The 17,582-nt window shown below is 71.7% G+C and carries 13 protein-coding genes and 1 pseudogene; 5 read left to right on the top strand and 9 right to left on the bottom strand.

Annotated elements, in window-relative coordinates; all coding sequences use genetic code 11:
• Positions 1–90: 90 nt before the first annotated feature.
• Together M3N57_03390 and M3N57_03385 are read right to left on the bottom strand one after the other, a co-directional pair.
• The gene (locus tag M3N57_03390) at positions 91–1,245 is read right to left on the bottom strand and encodes a sigma-70 family RNA polymerase sigma factor (protein MDP9021741.1); all 1,155 of its coding nucleotides are present in this window, start codon (positions 1,243–1,245) and stop codon (positions 91–93) included.
• Positions 1,246–1,427: 182 nt separating this feature from the next.
• Positions 1,428–3,299: an AAA family ATPase gene (locus tag M3N57_03385; protein MDP9021740.1), complete on the bottom strand. Its 1,872-nt coding sequence runs from the start codon at positions 3,297–3,299 to the stop codon at positions 1,428–1,430.
• Between the two features lie 242 nt (positions 3,300–3,541).
• On the opposite strand from M3N57_03385, the gene M3N57_03380 reads away from it, so the two are divergent.
• The gene (locus M3N57_03380; protein ID MDP9021739.1) at positions 3,542–4,150 is read left to right on the top strand and encodes an HD domain-containing protein; all 609 of its coding nucleotides are present in this window, start codon (positions 3,542–3,544) and stop codon (positions 4,148–4,150) included.
• Positions 4,151–4,153: 3 nt separating this feature from the next.
• Here the strand turns inward: M3N57_03380 and M3N57_03375 are convergent, their stop codons facing one another.
• Positions 4,154–5,641: a cell wall-binding repeat-containing protein gene (locus M3N57_03375; protein MDP9021738.1), complete on the bottom strand. Its 1,488-nt coding sequence runs from the start codon at positions 5,639–5,641 to the stop codon at positions 4,154–4,156.
• A 179-nt stretch (positions 5,642–5,820) separates the two neighbouring features.
• On the opposite strand from M3N57_03375, the gene M3N57_03370 reads away from it, so the two are divergent.
• Positions 5,821–6,054, top strand: a complete 234-nt coding sequence (locus M3N57_03370; GenBank protein ID MDP9021737.1) for a hypothetical protein — start codon at positions 5,821–5,823, stop codon at positions 6,052–6,054.
• 34 nt (positions 6,055–6,088) lie between these two features.
• Here M3N57_03370 and M3N57_03365 read toward each other — a convergent pair whose 3' ends face one another.
• The gene (locus M3N57_03365; GenBank protein MDP9021736.1) at positions 6,089–6,802 is read right to left on the bottom strand and encodes a metal-dependent hydrolase; all 714 of its coding nucleotides are present in this window, start codon (positions 6,800–6,802) and stop codon (positions 6,089–6,091) included.
• A gap of 2 nt (positions 6,803–6,804) precedes the next feature.
• On the bottom strand, positions 6,805–7,587 hold the full coding sequence (locus M3N57_03360; protein MDP9021735.1) for a Rho termination factor N-terminal domain-containing protein: 783 nt from the start codon (positions 7,585–7,587) through the stop codon (positions 6,805–6,807).
• A 636-nt stretch (positions 7,588–8,223) separates the two neighbouring features.
• Here M3N57_03360 and M3N57_03355 point away from each other — a divergent pair.
• A pseudogene (locus M3N57_03355) lies at positions 8,224–8,433 on the top strand (transglycosylase family protein).
• A gap of 112 nt (positions 8,434–8,545) precedes the next feature.
• On the top strand, positions 8,546–9,313 hold the full coding sequence (locus M3N57_03350; GenBank protein MDP9021734.1) for an SIMPL domain-containing protein: 768 nt from the start codon (positions 8,546–8,548) through the stop codon (positions 9,311–9,313).
• A gap of 45 nt (positions 9,314–9,358) precedes the next feature.
• Here M3N57_03350 and ppc read toward each other — a convergent pair whose 3' ends face one another.
• The 4 genes from ppc to M3N57_03330 form a co-directional block, all read right to left on the bottom strand.
• Positions 9,359–12,100, bottom strand: coding sequence for a phosphoenolpyruvate carboxylase (ppc, locus tag M3N57_03345; GenBank protein MDP9021733.1), 2,742 nt, complete (start codon positions 12,098–12,100; stop codon positions 9,359–9,361).
• 111 nt (positions 12,101–12,211) lie between these two features.
• On the bottom strand, positions 12,212–13,291 hold the full coding sequence (locus M3N57_03340; GenBank protein MDP9021732.1) for a DUF763 domain-containing protein: 1,080 nt from the start codon (positions 13,289–13,291) through the stop codon (positions 12,212–12,214).
• 61 nt (positions 13,292–13,352) lie between these two features.
• Positions 13,353–14,681, bottom strand: a complete 1,329-nt coding sequence (locus M3N57_03335; GenBank protein ID MDP9021731.1) for a cyclopropane-fatty-acyl-phospholipid synthase family protein — start codon at positions 14,679–14,681, stop codon at positions 13,353–13,355.
• A gap of 57 nt (positions 14,682–14,738) precedes the next feature.
• Positions 14,739–16,457, bottom strand: a complete 1,719-nt coding sequence (locus M3N57_03330) for a protein kinase (protein ID MDP9021730.1) — start codon at positions 16,455–16,457, stop codon at positions 14,739–14,741.
• A 197-nt stretch (positions 16,458–16,654) separates the two neighbouring features.
• Here M3N57_03330 and M3N57_03325 point away from each other — a divergent pair.
• On the top strand, positions 16,655–17,582 hold a 928-nt coding region (locus M3N57_03325), incomplete at its 3' end, for a M23 family metallopeptidase (GenBank protein MDP9021729.1).

Here is a 17,582-nt window from a genome sequence, read left to right as displayed (position 1 = left end):
CGCCGCTGAGTGTGACACTCCAGGCGGCGCGCCCTTCGCGACGCTCCGGTCGGTGCCGCGGCGGCCGATCGGACCGCCACTGAGACGGGGTTACGCAGCGACCAACTCGCCGTGGAGCCCGGTGAGGTCGTAGTCGGCCGCCGGGTGACGGAGCTTGGCGAGCGCGAGCTTCTCGAGCTGGCGGATCCGTTCCCGGCTCATGCCGAAATCGTCACCGATCTCGGCCAGCGTGCGTTCCTCGCCGTCGACGAACCCGAAGCGGAGCATGATGATGCGCCGTTCACGCTCGTCGAGGCTGGACAGGGCCCGCTCGATCTGCTGGCGGGCGTCGTGCGACCAGGCCGACTGCTCGGGGCTGATCGCCTCGTGGTCGGCGATCAGGTCACCCATGCTCGCGTCGCCGTCCTCACCGACCGGGGCGTCGAGCGACGCCGTGCGCTCGAGGGCGTCGCGGACCTCGTGGATGCGCTCCACCGTGAGGTCGACGGCCTCGGCGATCTCCGCGTCGGTGGGATCGCGACCGAGCTCCTGACGCAGGTCGATCTCGGTCCGCGTGATCTTCGCCGATAGCTCCCACACGTGGGCCGGGACACGGATCGTGGTCGCCTTGCCGGACACGCCCCGCTGCAGGGCCTGACGGATCCACCACACCGCGTAGGTGGAGAACTTGTAGCCCTTGGTGTGGTCGAACTTCTCCACGGCACGCATCAGGCCGAGGTTGCCCTCCTGGATCAGCTCCAGCATGTCCAGACCGCGGCCCAGCCAGCGCTTGGCTTGTGCGACGACCAGCCGCAGGTTGGCGCGGACCATGTGCTCCTGTGCGCGTTCGCCGCCTCGGGCGATCCGACGCAGCGTGGCGCGACGCCGCGGCGGCAGCGTCTGCTCTTCGTCCTCGAGCATCCGCTTCGCGGCGAGCCCGGCGCGGTAACGTTTGGTGAGGTCCTGCTCACGCTCGGCGTCGAGCAGTTCCGTGCGGCCAGCGAGGTTCAGGTACTGGCGCACGGAGTCGGTCGTGTGCGTCAACTGACGGACCTGCCGCTCGGCGTCGGAGTCGGCGGACGTGTCGTCGATGACCGGGATCTCGCGCTCGCGGGCACGGTCGAGGACGTCGCCGACCGAGGTCTCCTCGTCAGCGAGCGGGTCCTCGATCCGCTCGAGCTCGGAGACCAGCAGGTAGCCCCGCTCACCGGCACGCTCGAGCACATCGGTCAGCGTGTCGCTGGTAGCAAGCTCACTGATGGTCACATGGGCTCCTTGTTCGGCATGCGTGGACGGATGGTCCGGGCGTGGGTGGTGGTAGTTCGACGGTAACGACAGCCCGCACCCACGGGCTGCGCCTCACACCGAAGAACGCGGGGGGCGCGGTGACCCTTCCCGTACGAACGGACGGGTGCGTCGCCGCGCGGCGCGACGGGGCCGACGGCTGTTCAGCCGGCGGCGGCGACGGCGTCGGAACCGGCGAGGGGGCCGGGTAGGTCCTGACCGCCCGTGACGACCGAGAGCCGCTCGGTGGCGCGTGTCAGGGCGACGTAGAGGCTGCCGTATCCGGCGGTGGCAACCACGGCGTCGGGGTCGGCGACCACCACCGCGTCGAACTCCAGACCCTTCACGGTCCACGGATCGAACACGCGCACGTCGTCGCCCACCAGGCGCTGGACCAACTCGGGGAGAACCGCACCGGCAGCGACGACGGCGACGGTCCCGGTGACGGCCTCGCGGGCGCGTCTCGCTTCGGCGGCCGCGGCGTCGGCGAGATCGGGCAACCCGGTGATGATCGAGGGGTCGTGTTCCCCGCTGCGCACCGACCGCGGGGGTCGCTGGTCGGGTGCGGTGACCGTCAGCAGCCGAGCAGCGAGGTCCATGATCCGCGCGGACGTGCGGTAGTTCACCGTCAAGCGTGCCACCTCGACCTCGCGCCGTCCCACGAGTCGTCCCACGTCCATCCAGGTGGACGGTCCGGCGGGGGTCGAACGCTGGGCCAGGTCGCCCACGACCGTCCAGGTGGCCTGGTGACCGCGGCGGGCGATCATCCGCCACTGCATGAACGACAGGTCCTGGGCCTCGTCGACGACGACGTGGCCGAACTCGCTGTAGTCGGGTGCGCCGATCAGCTCGCCAGGGTCGACGCGGACCGAGCGGTCCGCGAACGTGGTGACCGCCGTCTCGTCTGCGCCGTCGGCGGCGGGCGGAGCCGACGCGCCGAAGGAGCCGAGGTGGACGCGGAGCTCGTCGATGAGGGCAACGTCGTCCACCGAGGGCGAACGTCGCGCGGCGTGGTCGTCACGCCAGGCGGCGGCCACGGCCCGCGACTGGTCGGCGGTGAGCACACCGCCCGCCAGCTCAGCGAGGTCCACCTCGCCGCTGCGCAGCCGGTCGAACGCCCCTCGCCACGACGTGCCCCGTGGGAGGCGGGCGGCGTAGCGGCGCATCACCTCCCCCATCGTGGGATCTCCCTTGATGGCTGCGACGTCACGCTGATCGTGGCGCTCGGTGACCAGGCCAGGCACGAACCCCCCCAGCGGCTGCAGCACCGCGGTGGTCTCACCGAGCGACGGCAGGACGCTGGCGATGTAGTCGGCGAAGGCACGGGTGGGCCCGACGATCAGGACACCGCGGCGCTCGAGGCGTTCCCGGTGCCGGTACAGCAGGTAGGCGACCCGGTGCAGGGCCACCACCGTCTTGCCGGTGCCGGGGCCGCCACTGACCACCACCACTCCACGTGCGGGCAGCCGGATGATCTCGTCCTGTTCGCGCTGGATCGTGGCGACGATGTCGCGCATCCGGTGCGAGCGGTCGCGGGTCAACGCGGCCATCAGCGCTGCGTCACCGACGAGGTCACTGCGGCCCTCGCCGTCGCCTCCGAGCAGCTGATCCTCGACCGTGAGGACGGTTCGGCCGCGGCAGTGGATGATGCGACGACGACGCACGCCTTGCGGGTCGGCGAGGGTGGCACGGTAGAAGGCGGCGGCGACGTCGGACCGCCAGTCAACCACCAGCGGCTCGTAGTCCTGCGACAGGACCGAGACCCGCCCGACGTGGTAGGTCTCGCCGTCGTCGCGGTCGAGGCGGCCGAACACCAGCGGCTCGGTATCTCCGATGCTGAGTGAGGTCACGCGCGCTGCGGCCTGGAAGGCAGCGGCGTCGCGGTCGACCAGGTCGGCGTGGGTCACCACGGGAGCGGCCAACGCCTGCTGTCGGCGCCGCTCCGCCCGGCGACGGAGCTCCTCCAAGCGGGCGTAGGCGCGGTCGACGTGGCGCTGTTCGTCGCGGATGGCGATCGCGCGGACGTCGTCGTTCAACCGGCCTCCCGGATCGGTCGTGGGAAGCAACGACGGTACACCGGCCGAGGTTGGCGACGCGGCGGCGGAGCCGACCGACCGTATCGACAGCGGGCGAGCTCGGGGCCACATCGTTTACGGTCACTCTCGAGCGCGTCCGCGCGATCCACTCGCAGACCACCAGGCATCTGCCAGGCATCTGCCAGACGCGGCGTGGACGCGTGCTGCCGCGGAAACAGCGACGCCCCCACGAAGGAGTCGATGTGGCTGACGACGACCCGATCTCGCTGAGCGACCGCTTCGTCCAGGCGGTGATGGTCGCACACTCGGTGCACGATGGTGAGGCCCGCAAGGGCACGCACGTGCCCTACCTCGCCCATCCGCTGGGTGTCGCGGCGCTGGTGCTGGAGGACGGAGGAGACGAGGACGAGGCGATCGCGGCAGTGCTGCACGACACGGTCGAGCACGCCGAGGATCGGGAAACCGCCCAGCAGGTGCACCGCCGCATCGTCGAGGAGTTCGGCGAGCTCGTCGGCAACCTGGTGCTGGCCTGCACCGACTACGACCCCTACAGCGACGAGCGCGGCCAGTGGAAGGAACGGAAGCAGCGGTACCTCGACCACCTCGACACGACACCGGAATCGGCGTTGCGCATCTCCGCGGCGGAGAAGCTGCACAACGCCGCGGCGATCCTCCGGGACCTGCGCGTCGACGGCGACGCGGTCTGGGACCGGCTCGAGCACGGCCGTGATGGCCAGCTCTGGTACTACCGCCAGCTGGCGGATCGGCTCGCCGATGTGGCCGGCGGGCCGTTGGTCCGCGAGCTGAGCGAGACGGTCACCGAGATGGAGAAGGTGGCCGGCGGTCGCTGACCGTCAACAGCCCTCGCCAGGACGATCGGGGATCGACGGGTCGACGACCTCCAGGTGGACGTGGGGCCAGTCGTGCGTCGAGTGTTCGTCGATCTGAGACGCGAACGGCAGCCGGGTGGGGCGATCAGCTAACACCGTCGAGGCTGCCGTGACGCGGTCACCGCGCTCGACCTTGACCCCGTCGATGTGCAGCACCTTGACCTCCCACCCGGGGTGGTCGTCGGGTTCGATCACCGCGAAGTCGTCGTAGTAGCGGCAGTACAGCACGTATGTCCCCGCGCGGAGCACCCGCCCGGTGACCGGTGCGCGGATCGCGACGTCGGGGTGGGACACCACATCGGCCGCGGAGCGTGACGCCGTTCCGCGATCTCGGCTCGGCAGCGTCACCGTCGGAGCGCCGGTGGAGACCACATCGAGCTGCTGCGCCCCGTCGTGGTTGGACTCGTGGAACCCGATCACGTCCACGGCCGGCGACGGCAGGCGGAGTGCGACCCCACCGGTCCTGGCGAAGGCCGGCAGGTGCATCGCGCGCTCCCCGGCCGCGCATGCGCGCGTCACCACGTGCGCGGCGCAGATCACGTCGGTGTGCAGCGCATCGGCCAGGAACCGGGCGGTGTCGCCGTCGAGGTCGGCGCCGTTGGCGAGCACGATCGCGACGTTCTGGGACGCCGCCCACGCACCGGCAGCGAACCCCGAGACCCACGCGTCCGGGTGGTAGCCATCGATGAGCAGCACGGAGCGGGCGTCGGCCGCGGCCGAGAAGCCCCGTCGCCCATTCTGCTCGACGGCTGTGGCGGTGCGGGTGCGGCCGGCGGCGCGCCGAACCGTGACCCCCAGCGCGCGGAGCTCGTCCTCCACGCCTGCCGAGACCGCGGCGGTCCCCCCCGCGACGATCGCGTCGCGGGCCCCGGCGCTGACCAGGTAGGCGGCCACATCGTCGTGCAGATCCTGCGACGGGGTCAGCAGGATGGGGGCCGCCAGGTGGTGTGCGAGCGCGGAGCCTCCCAGAGCGTCGGCGAAGGCCTGCGTGCCGTCGCCGGCGGCGCGGGCGATCACCACCGGGACGTCAGCCGCGTCCGGGTGGTAGTGGTGCGCGACGCCCACCGCCGTCTGGATGCGGGTGGCGCCCCCGATCCGGCGGACGGTGTACCCGCGTGCGATCAGCTCCGCCTCGACCGGTGCGCCGATCGCAGCCGTGCCACCCAGGATGGTGACCTGTTCGGCGCTGAGGCGTTCGAGTTCGGCGGCGGTGCGCCGATCCAGGACATCGCGTCGGGTGAGCACGATCGGGCGGCCGGTGGCGGACCCAGCCGCGAGGCTGTCGCTGAACAGGTCGTCGCGGCCGAGCAGGACCTCCGGCGCGCTCCCCACCGCGAACGCCAGCCGGGTGAGTTCGATCGCCGCGTCGATGTTGTCTGCGGCGGCCAGCGCCCGCCTGTGCGGGTCGTGCGCCAGGGCGGTCGGGGTTGGCTGCGTCGCAGCTCCCAACACGACCAACAGCAGGATGATCGCCGACCCACGCCGGTGACGTCCCACAACTACCCCCGCCGCAGACAGCGGCGATCGTAGACGCAGCCTTCCTGGCGGTGACGGGCCCCGTGACCATCCGTGGGTTGCCACCTGGGTTGCCCGCCGACTATGCCCGAAGGGTGGCGACAGGAGAGGTGGACATGGCTCGGTGCGAGGTCTGCGGCAACGACTACGACAAGGCGTTCGAGGTGCACGCCGCCGGGGCGGTGCACACCTTCGACTGCTTCGAGTGTGCGATCCACGCGATGGCTCCCTCCTGTGAGCGTTGCGGCTGCCGCGTGGTCGGCCACGGGGTGGAGGCCGACGGGCAGTTCTACTGCTGCGCCCACTGCGCGCGTGAGTCGGGGGTCGCGGACGTCGCTGACCGGGTGTAGCGCGGTCGGCTCCTCGACGCGCCAGCCTGACCGCTCACCGCGCCGGCACGCCGGGGTGAAGTTCGACGATCTCGACGTCGACGTCGCTGGCCTGGTGGCGGAACTCCTCGGGCGTGCCGGTGAACATGGGGAAGTGGCCGTAGTGCATCGGGATGACCGTCGGGACCTGCAGGAGCCGCGTGGCGTGGGCGGCCTGGCGTGGATCCATCACGTAGAAACCGCCGATCGGTAGGAGCGCGACGTGCGGGCGCCACAGTTCGCCGATCAGGCGCATGTCACCGAACACCATGGTGTCGCCGGCGTGGTACACGCGCAGACCCTCGGGGAACTCCAGCACCCACCCGCCGGGCTCGCCGCCGTAGACCACCCGGTCGTCGGGGAGCTGGATCCCTCCGGAGTGCACGGCACGCACGAGCGTGCCCCGCACCCCACCGGGGCCCTCGACCGTGCCGCCGTGTGTCAGGCCGTTGACGTGCGGCACCCCTTGCCGGGCCAACCACAGGAACGTCTCGTACACGCAGTAGATCTGTGGCCGGTAGCGCCAGCCCAACGTCACCGTGTCGCCGAGGTGGTCGAAGTGGCCGTGGGTCACGAACACCGCATCGATCCGGGCGGGGTCGCGCTCACCCGGCGGGCATCCGGGGTTGTCGCGCAGCCAGGGATCGATGTACACGGTGGTGCCGTCACCGGTGCGGAACCGGAACGTGGCGTGACCCAGCCAGGTCAGCTCGACGCCGCGCAGGTCCACCGTCAGTGTCGGCGAGCGATCGCCTCGGCGAGTTCCTGCTTGTCCATCTTCGACCGGCCGGAGATGCGCAGAGCGCGGGCGCGATCGTACAGGTCGCTCTTGCGTTCCTGGAGCAGCGTCGCGACCTCATGGGCGTCCTCCGCGTCGTACGCGGCGCGGATCGCATCCACGTCGCCAACGTCGCGGGCGCGGATCAGGCCCGCGCACAACCGCGGAAGATCGTCGTCGTCGACGACGGCGCGCAGATCATCGACCGACCGGCCGACCCCGAGCTCGTCAGCCACGTCCAGTGCCTGCCGGTCAGCGAACGGGAACAGCTCGTCCCACACCAGCTGCACCTCGCGGAGGAAGAACTCCACCCCCGCATCGTCGAGCCCGTTGAACTCCTCTAGCAGCTGGCGTTCGCGCGCAGGGACGCGTTCCGCCCGCTGGCGGAGCTGGCGGAGGTCACCGCCGTAGTTGGCGAGCAGGTCCCCGACCGCGTCGCCGAGGACCGCTGCTGCGTCGTCGTACCGCGGGTACCCAGCGGAGTTGAGCACATCCACCCGCTGCTTCCAGGTCGAGTGCGCGAGCTTGGCGGGTGTGGTCCACCCGACGTGGAAGACGGCGCTGGTCGCCTCCGCCGCGATCGTGGTGTTGATGCGGGCGCCGAACAGGATCGAGGCGACGAGGAGCTGGAACAGCGGGCCGGGCGTTCCGCGCTCGATCTCGATCGCCAGGTCCTCGGCGAACAAGCGCCCGTGGCGGGACAGGAGCGTGTCGATCGTCTCCTGCCGGCCTGGCATGACCCCTCCTGCCCGCCTCCACCTTCCCCATCCCCCCGCCGCGGTTCCCGCCACGGACCCGACCGTTCGCCAGGGACGCACGGTTGGGCGGAACACCCCCGTGTGGGCCCCTCGAGCGGTTGTCGGTGCTCGTGCGAGACCTCACACTGACGGACAGGGCGAACCTCTCCCACGGTGACGGGGCGCTGTGGGAACGGCTGCGAACCAACTCCGACGACGCACGTCTTCGAAGCGCCGCCGCCGCACGCACGGTCCACGCCGCCTGCGGACAACGGTCGCCCTCGCACAGCCGGCCAAGGAGCGATGTTGAAGACGCCCCCTCGTCTCCCCCGTCGAGTACTGGCCGTCCTGGCCGTGGTGGCGCTGACCGTGGCGGTCGCGCTGGTGGTGATCGGCCGCGACCCAGGAACCACGCCGTCGGCCGTGCCGACGCAGGATCCGGTTCCGCATCCGCCGGCGCTCGTGCGCGCAGCGCAGGCTGCGTCGGTCGCCGAGCTGGTCGACCCGCCGTCCACCGAGGAGCCGAGCGGGCCCGTGGGTGTCGACGGTGACCCGGCGGCCGAGGCCAAGCTGCAACGGATCGCCGTTGAACCCAAGCCGCCACCCAAGTCCCGCGTTCCGTCCGGCGGTTCCCTGTGGGACCGGCTCGCGCAGTGCGAGTCGAGCGGGAACTGGTCGAGCACCCGTGGGATGTTCGAGGGCGGCTTGCAGTTCCACCCGCGGACCTGGGAGCAGTTCAAGCCGTCCGGGTACCCCCAAGCCGCCTACAACGCCTCGCGTCAGCAGCAGATCGCCGTCGCCAAGCGTGTCCTGGCCCGGCAGGGGTGGGAGGCGTGGCCGGTGTGCAGCCGGAAGATCGGGGTGCGCTGATGCGCCCGCCCGTCGCCGCCCTGCCGTGATGGAACGATGAGCGCCCGCTCCGCGTCTCACCACGTGCGCCACGACAGGAGGAGGCGAGGTGCGACCACGGATCATCATGGCAGCCACGGCACTGGTCACCGTGTTGGCGGCCGCGTGTGACGGCCAGGGCGGATCGACCGGCGTAGCCGGCGCCCCCGCCGAGGTGGCGGCGGCCCAACTCGGCCCGAACGCCGCGGTGATCGCCGAGGGCGTGACCGTGACCGGCGTCGGGCGCATCACCGGCCGCCCCGACACGTTGCGTGCCACGGTCGGCGTGGAGGTCGAACGCGAGACGGTCCAGGAGGCGCTCGATGCGGCCAACGCCGCGGTCGACCAGGTGCTGTCCGCGCTGGGCGACCACGGCGTCGAGGAGCCCGACATCCAGACGACCGAGTTCTCGGTGCAGCCGCGGGTGGATCATCCCCGCGACGGTCCCCCGACCGTCCGCGGGTACGCCGTGACCAACCTCGTCGATGTCAAGCTGCGCGACCTCGACCGCGCCGGCGAGGTTCTGCAAGCCGCGGTGGAGGCCGCCGGCGACGCCGCCCGCGTCCACGGGATGCGCTTCACGCTCGAGGACAACGACGAGCTGCTGGCCGCCGCCCGCGACGCCGCCTTCGGCGACGCACGCGCGAAGGCTGAGCAGTACGCGCAGCTCGCCGAACGCGACCTCGGGCGGCTGGTCGGCGTCTCCGAGCAGCTGGGCGGCGACCAACCACCGCCGAAGCACCTCCTTGACCGCGCCCAAGACGCAGGGGCGGTCCCGATCCGGCCCGGCGAGCAGGAGGTCGCCGTCCACGTCACCGCTGTGTGGGCGCTGGAGTGATCGCGCACAGCCGGGGCGCCGGGACGCGCCGGCCGGGTTCGGCCGTCAGCCGGTGTTGCGCATCCCCGCGGCGATCCCGTTCATGGTCAGCAGCAACGCGCGTCGCAGCTGCGGGTCGGGCTCGCCGTCGCGGCGGTAGCGGGCCAGCAGCGCGACCTGCAGGTAGCTGAGCGGGTCGAGGTAGGCGTCGCGCACGTCGAGCGTTCGGCGCAGGACCGGATGGCCGGCCAGCAGCTCATCCTCGCCGGTGGTCAGCAGAACCTGGCGCACCGTGCGTTCGTACTCGTCGACGATCCGCTCGAAGATGTGGTGCAGCTCCGGGTCGACCAGCCGCTCGACGTACCGACGGGCGACGTCCAGGTCGGTCTTGACCAGCGTCATCTCCACGTCGGAGATGAACATGCGCATGAACTGCCAGTCGCGCCGCATGTCGTCGATGGTGGCGTCCAGGCCCTCGGCACGGGCGGCGGCCAACCCCGACCCCACTCCGAACCACGCGGGGATGATCTGGCGCGACTGCGTCCAGCCGAACACCCACGGGATGGCGCGCAGCTCCTCGAGCCCCGTTCCGCCGCGCCGCCGCGCCGGCCGCGAGCCGATGTTGAGCTCCGCGAGCTCTTCGACCGGGGTCGAGGTGCGGAAGTACTCGGCGAACCGGGGCAGCTCCACCAGCGCCCGGTAGGCGTCGTAGGCCGCCTGCGAGATCACGTCCATGGCGGTGTCCCAGCGACGCAGCGCCTCCGGCGGGTTGAGGGCCTCGCGGTGCAGCAGCGACCCTTCCAGCGTCGCGGCCATGGTCACCTCGAGGTTGCGGCGCGCGAGGTCCGACAGCCCGTACTTGTCGGCGATGACCTCGCCCTGCTCGGTGATCTTGATGCGTCCGTCCACGGTGCCGGGCGGCTGCGCCAGGATCGCCTCGCTGGTCGGTCCGCCACCGCGCCCGACGCTCCCTCCCCGGCCGTGGAAGATGCGGAGCGCCACCCCGTGACGGTCAGCAGCGTCCCGCAGCCGCCGCTGCGCCTTGTGCAGCTCCCAACGTGACGTGGTGATGCCGCCGAGCTTGGACGAGTCGGAGTAGCCGAGCATGACCTCCTGCAGGTCGCCACGCAGCCGGACCAGCTCCCGGTAGGGCTCGATCCTCAGCAGCGCGTCGAGCAGGTCGCCGGCGGCGGCCAGGGACTCGGGCGTCTCCAGAAGCGGCACGAAGCCGATGCGGGCGATGCCCGCGTCGAGGTCGACCAGCCCCCCCTCGCGCGCCAGGACCACCGCGGCCAGCAGGTCGCCGACGCTCTCGACCATCGAGACGATGTACGACTCGATCGCTGGCTCGCCCTCGTCGAGGGCCCGGCGGATCGTCGTGAAGGTCGCCAGCGTCCGGCCCTGCTCCCCGGGGAGGCGGGTCGTGGGCGCGGCCAAGGGACGGCGGCTGCGCAGCTCGTCGGCCAGGAGCCCCCCGCGCGCCTGCGGATCGAGGCTCTCGTAGGGCTGGCCCAACCGGGCGTAGAGGCTGGCCACGGCGGCGTGGTGCTTGGCGGCGTGCTCGCGCACGTCCATGATCGCCAGGTTCAGGCGGAAGGCGGCCACCATCCGCATCAGCCGGGCCAGCGACCCGCGAGCGATCAGCTGCCCGCGGTTGGCCAGGAGCGAGTCGTACATGATCCGCAGCTCCGCCAGGAGCTGATCGGCGTTGGTGTACTCGTCGCGGCCGGGAGCGCGCCGTTCCAGGATCCGCTGGCGGGTGTTGGTCAGCCGGTGGTGGATGTAGGAGCACTTCAGGCGGTAGGGCTCCTCGCGGTTGAGGTGCACGAAGCGGTCGTAGACCTCCGGCAGGTACCCGCGGTCCTCGGCCAGGCTGGCGCGCAACTCGTCGGTGACGTCGGCGATCCGCACCGACGTGGACAGGTCCGTGGCGAGATCTTGCACCGCGGAGAGCAGGTTGCGGACGGCGTGATCAGCCTGGACCCGCAGCACCTCGGATGTGACCTCGGGTGTGACGTTGGGGTTGCCGTCGCGGTCGCCACCGACCCATGTCCCGAACCGGATCGGGACGGCATCGGGCTCCAGCTCGATCCCCAGCCTGAGCAGCTGGTGGGACACCTCGTCGAACAGGTCGGGGACCACGTGACTGAACAGCTCGTCGAAGTAGTAGATGACCGCCCGCGCTTCGTCGACGGGGTCGGGGCGCTCCAAGCGCAGCTCGTCGGTCTGCCACAGCATCTCGATGACCTCCGCCAGACGACGGTCGATACGGTCGTGGTCGAGCGGCGTGGCGCGCGGGTCGTTGCGCTCCGTGAGCAGGTCGGCGACGCGACGCACCTTGGTCAGGATCGACCGACGTGACGCCTCCGTGGGATGCGCGGTGAACACCGGACGCAACTCGAGGCGGGCGACGACGTCAGCGACGAGCTTGTCGTCGAGGTCGGCCTCCTGGATCCGACGGATGGTGGCCTGCAGCCAGCCGCGGTGCTCGGTGCGGGCGGTCAGCTCATCGACCCGGTGCGTCTGTTCCGCGACGTTGGCCAGGTGGAAGTACGCGGTGAAGGCCCGCACCAAGCGGATCGTGGTGGGCAGGTCCACCTCGGCCAGGAGCGACTCGAGCTCGCCGGGGTCGGCCCCACGCCCGTCGGTGCGCAGCGTCTTGCTCAGCGTCCGAACGTGCTCGACGAGATCCAGCAGCTCCCCGCCCTCTTGACGGACCAGGGTCTCTCCGAGGAGAGTGCCCAGCCGGCGGATGTCGGCACGGAGCGCCGCGTCTCGATCGGCGGGGATGCTGCGAACGTCGCTCACGATGGCTCCTGAAGATCCTCGTTGCTCCGATCGTCACGCGCGATCACCGAGCGTGGCAACCGGTTCCTCGATGCGCCAGTCTCGCATGACGGTGCGGCAGGCGGCTGGCGATCAGCCCGGGGGGGCGGCGGCTTCCACCCGCGCCAGACGCTTGAGGGCCTGCACCTTCTCGCCCCGCCCGACCTTGGCCTCGCGCACCGCACCCTTCAGCGATGCGATCGTGTTGTCGTACGTCGCGCGATCGACCGGGTAGGGGGTGCGGTCCTTCCCCCCGTGCGCGAACGAGTACGACACGGGGTCGCGGACGGAGGTCGGCTCTCCGTAGGTCAGCTCCGCCACCAGCGCGAGCGCCCGCAACCCCTTCGCGCCGACCCCAGCAACGGCCAGCAGCGCCGTGAAGTCGGCGGGCTGAGCCTCGTAGGCGCCGAGCAGGATGCGCTCGAGCCGGTCGGGGTGCAGGTCGGCCACCCGGACGTGATGGTGACGTGGCAGCTGCAGGCTGCGCAACCGACGCAGATCGCGCACCACCGGGTCGGGGCCCTCCCTGGCCAGCGCGACCGAGACCGTGCGGTTGGCCTCCGCCTCCGCAGCGACCAGGTTGAGCACCTGCCCGGCCGAGCGCTCCCCGGCCACCGCCGCGTGCGGGTCGGCGTCGAACCGTCGCGGCTGGTACCAGTGGTAGCGGCGCGCCATGTCCGTGGCGTCGTTCTTGCCCTGCTGCACCACCGCCCACGCCCCGTCGTCGGCGAAGAGGAAGGTGTGGTGGTACAGCCCGAAGCCGTCTTGCACCGCTGCCGAGTCGACCTTGGCGGCGAGACGGCTGGCCAGCACCAGCGGGGCGGGGTCGCGGCCGAGCCGCTCGCAGGTCAACTCGATCTCGGCGGGCGTCCGCCGCGACGTGCGACCCTTCCCCCCTGCGACCGTCAGCCCGAGCCCGGGGACGCCCCGCACGGCGGCCTTCAACGCCCCGCACACCGTGGTGGTCAGGCCGCTGGAGTGCCAGTCGAAGCCGAGCACGCACCCGAACGCCTGGAACCAGATCGGGTCGGAGACGCGGCGCAGCAGACCGTGCGGTCCCTCCTCGGCGGCGATCGCCACCGTCATCTCCCGGGCCAGCGCCGACATCCGCTCGAACAGCCACCGGGGCGCTCTTCCTCCGTGCAGCGGGAGGTCGGCGTGTCCGGTTCGCATGGGGGCGCAGTCTACGCAGGGTGCGGATCGCCGGGGGTCACCGTTCCGCGACGTCGGCGACTCACGCGCCGGCGTCCGCCGCCACCTGTGCGGCCGACATCTGGTCGGGCGTGGTCGGCAGCATCCACCGGCGACCGAGCGGGACGCTGACATCTTTGCCGCCCAGGACCTGGACCACCCCCAGTTCGTTGGTCGCGAAGCCGACCGCGGCCGCCGCCATGTAGACCCGCCAGATGCGGTAGACGGCTTCGCTGGCGACGCCGACCGCGTCGTCGTGGTTGGCCTCCAGCCGCCGCACCCACTTGTGGAGCGTCAACTCGTAGTGCGGGCGGAGCTGCTCGACGTCGATCAGCTCGAACCCGGCGCGCTCGGTGTGGCGCACGGCCTCCCAGGCGGGCACCAGCCCGCCGTCGGGGAAGACGTACCGGGCGAGGAACGTGTCGGTGTCTCGGGTGAAGTCGCGGACGACCCCCCGGCCACCGGTGGTGATGCCGTGGTTGAGGAACCGTCCGGAGCGGGCCGTCAGCGCGAAGCACCGCGAGAAGTACTCCTCGAGCTCGTCCGGGCCGACGTGTTCGAACATCCCCACCGACGCGACGGCGTCGAACTGGCCGCGGATCTCGCGGTAGTCGCCGAGCACGAGCTCCACCCGGTCGGCGAGTCCGGCCCGCCGGATGCGTTCCCGCCCGAGGTCGAACTGGCCCTGCGAGATCGTCACACCGGTGGCGTGCACGCCGTAGTGGCGGGCGGCGTGCGACACGAGCGATCCCCAGCCGCACCCGATATCGAGGAAACGGTCACCGGACCGCAGCGCCAGCTTCCGGCAGATCAGGTCGAGCTTGCGTTCCTGGGCGACGTCGAGCGGCTCATCCGGGTCAGCGAAGTAGGCGCAGGAGTAGACCAGGCTGCGGTCGAGGAACACGGCGTAGAAGTCGTTGCCGACGTCGTAGTGGGCACGGACCGCCGCCCGGTCGCGGGCGAGCGAGTGAGCCCGCCCGCGGAGCCTGATCCGCCGATCACCGCGAGCAGGCGGGGGCGGAAGCCGGAACCGATCGACGGCCAGAGCAGCGCTCGTCGACAACGGCAGCTGTTGCCTCTGGGTCGTCGCCGCCGCGTGCAGTGCCGCGACCAGATCGCCTTCGACATCCACGTCGCCGGCGACGTAGGCCTCACCCGCAGCGACGTCACTGGGGGGGAGCAACGCACGCAGCGCCGACGGGCGGCGCAAGACCAGCCGGAACGGCGCGTCGTCGGGCCCCAGTTGGGTGCCGTCCCACAGGCGGATCGGCCACTGCTGGCCAGTCGCGGCAGCGACCCGGCGGTGGATGCGCTCGACGATCGCCCGCGCTCGCGACCCGAAGGCGGCCGCCGCGACATCACGTGAACGCATGGCGCACTCCTCGTCATGCTCCCGGGAGCGAGAACGTGCCCGGCGCTCACGGCCGGGTCAAGCGTGCGGTTCGAACCCCGACTTCATCACCGGGAACAGGCCGGACAGCTCCTCCCAGTCCTCGGCGTGCGTCTGGAAGTTCAAGGCGTAGCCGCGCTGTCCGGTCGTGACGTTGAGGTTGACCGCATGCAGACGCACGCCACCCTCGCGGTAGACGTACTCCCACACGGCGGCGTCGTACCCCTTGTACGTCGAGCGCTCCAGCCGCAGCTGGCGGTAGCCCTCATGTGCGGCGGCGAACTGCTGCGAGTACGCCTGCCAGTCCGCGTAGGGGTCGCCCGCCGGATCGTCGGTCCAGTCGACGCGCAGGTACGCACCGCTGCTGGGGTCGACGTAGTCGGTGCGGTTCCCGCTCCGCGGCCTGATGTCCCATCCCGGTGGGTACGCCACGGTGTAGGGACTGCCGTCGGGCGTGTGCCGTTCCCAGTCGTCTGGGACCGGCCGTTCGGTGTCGCCGTCGTCGGTCGGCTGGTCTGGCGACTGCGCCTGCTGCGGCGACTGCCTCTCCTGTGGCGAGCGTTGCTCGCCAGGGGCGGCGGCCGCCTCGTCGGGTGGCGTGGTGGCGGGCGTGGCCGGTGCTGTGGTCAGCGTCTGCTCGTCGGGCCCGCCGGCGACCGGGGACGGTCCGGCGCGTGTCAACAGCCACGCGATCGCCGCCGCGGCGAGCAACACGACGATGAGCACCGCCAGCACCGTCCGCCGGTCGCCGACCGGCGAGGGCCGATCCGGAGATGTGTCCGTCACCATGACGACGTCGTCGACGTCGTCCCTGGCGACTTCCGGGTCGGTGTCCGCGCCCGGCTCGTCGTCGACGGCAGTCAGGCGTTCGGTCGGTTGGTCGGACTCGCGGGCGGCTGTGCGTGCCACCGCTGGCGTCGGCACGCTGTCAGCCGCCCCACCCAACGCCGACTGCAACCGCGATCGCAGCTGCCCCGCATCCGGCCGGTCGCGCGGGTCCTTGGAGAGCAGGTGCTCGATCACCGGTTGCAGCGGTCCTGCGCGCTGCATCGGCCGGTGGGGCTCGTGCACGACGGCGTGCAGGGTCGCGATCGCGTGGCCGCGTTCGAACGGCGCGGCGTCCTCGACCGCGTAGTACAGCGTCGCACCGAGTCCCCACAGGTCGGTGGCGGGCCCGGCGTCCTCGCCGGTGGCCTGCTCGGGTGCCATGAAGGCCGGCGATCCCAACACGACCCCGGACGTGGTCAGCCGCGCGTCGTCGGTCAGAGACGCGATCCCGAAGTCGGTCAGCTTGACCGGGCCCTCGTCGGGGACCATCACGTTGCTGGGCTTGACGTCGCGGTGGACGATGCCCTGGCTGTGGGCGACCTCGAGGACGTCGAGGACGGCCAGGCCGATCTGCCCGGCGCGGCGCGGCTCGAGGGGGCCGCCGTGCTCGATGATGTCGGCCAAGGTCGGCGCGGTCACCAGTTCCATCACGATGTATGCGACGGCGTCCTCCTCGACCACGTCGTAGACGGTCGTGGCGCCACGGTGGTTGAGCTGCGCCGCCGCTCGCGCTTCTCGGATCACGCGCTGGCGGGCGCCCTCGCGTTCGTCCTGGGGCAGGTCCCTGGGCACCTCGATCTGCTTGATGGCGACGCGTCTGCCGAGGAGGGTGTCGCGCCCGCGCCACACCACACCGGAGCCGCCGCGTCCGATCCGGTCGGTGAGCTCGTAGCGGTCGGCGATGCGGCGCGGTTGTTCGTCGGGGGCCATGCGACCTGCGTACCCGCGAACCCCGCTCGGTGTGTGCTGGCCGCCCCGGCTGGCCGGCCGGCCATCGGCATGGCCCGGTGGCGTCTGTTGAATTTGTCAACTACCGGTGCCAGGCTGGACGATGAACGGTAAGAGGGGCCACTGGGGAGACAGTGATGCGCGGGGAGTGTGCGGACCGGTCCGTGCCGAGCAGCGGCGTGCGCACCATCGTGAGCGTCGCCGCTTTGGCGGCGCTGCTGCTGGTCGCCGGCGCCCACACGTACGTGGTGCAGCACGGCGACACCCTGTCGGGGATCGCCAAGCGTGTCGGGACGACCGTGCGGGCGCTGACCGACAGCAACGGGATCGCGGATCCCGACCGCATCCGGGTCGGCCAGCGCTTGCAGATCCCGGCGTCGGGTGGGGTCGGCGGCGGCCGGGCACACCACGTGGTGCGTCCGGGCGAGAGCCTGTCGCAGATCGCCGCCCGCTACGGGGTCACGGTCGCCGATCTGGCCCGCGTCAACGGCATCGTCAACCCCAGCCGGGTGCTGGCCGGCGCTCGGATACGGGTGGCCGAGGCGTCGGCTGCGCCGGCGGTGTCTGCAGGCACCGTGGCCCCGGTCGCCACTGCCGAGCATGTCGTGCAGCGCGGTGAGAGCCTGTCCGTGATCGCCGCACGCTACGGCGTGACGGTCGCCGACCTGGCCGGCGCCAACGCGATCTCCGACCCCAACCGGCTCCTCGCCGGGACGCGCCTGACCATCCCCGGTGGGTGGCGCTGCCCGGTGCAGGGGGCGGCGCGCTTCGTCAACGACTACGGGTACCGCAAGCCCGACGGGCGCTTCCACGACGGGATCGACCTGTTCGCGCCCCGCGGGACCCCGGTGGTCGCCAGCGTCGCGGGGGTGGCGACCCAGCGCGAGGGTTCGCGCGGCGGCCTGCAGGTGCAGCTGGACGGCGTCGACGGCCACCGCTACTACGCCACCCACCTCGACGCGTTCGGGGCCGCCGGGCAGGTCCAGGCAGGCACGGTGATCGGCCGGGTCGGAACGAGTGGGAACGCCGCCGGCACGGACCCGCACCTGCACTTCGAGATGCACGACTCTCAGGGGCCGGTCAACCCCTACCCCGTGCTGCTGGCTG

The sequence above is a fragment of the Actinomycetota bacterium genome (genome assembly GCA_030776725.1).
In the GTDB taxonomy this organism is placed as follows: Bacteria; Actinomycetota; Nitriliruptoria; order Nitriliruptorales; family JAHWKO01; genus JAHWKW01.
This window is presented reverse-complemented; position numbering and strand designations above follow the sequence as displayed.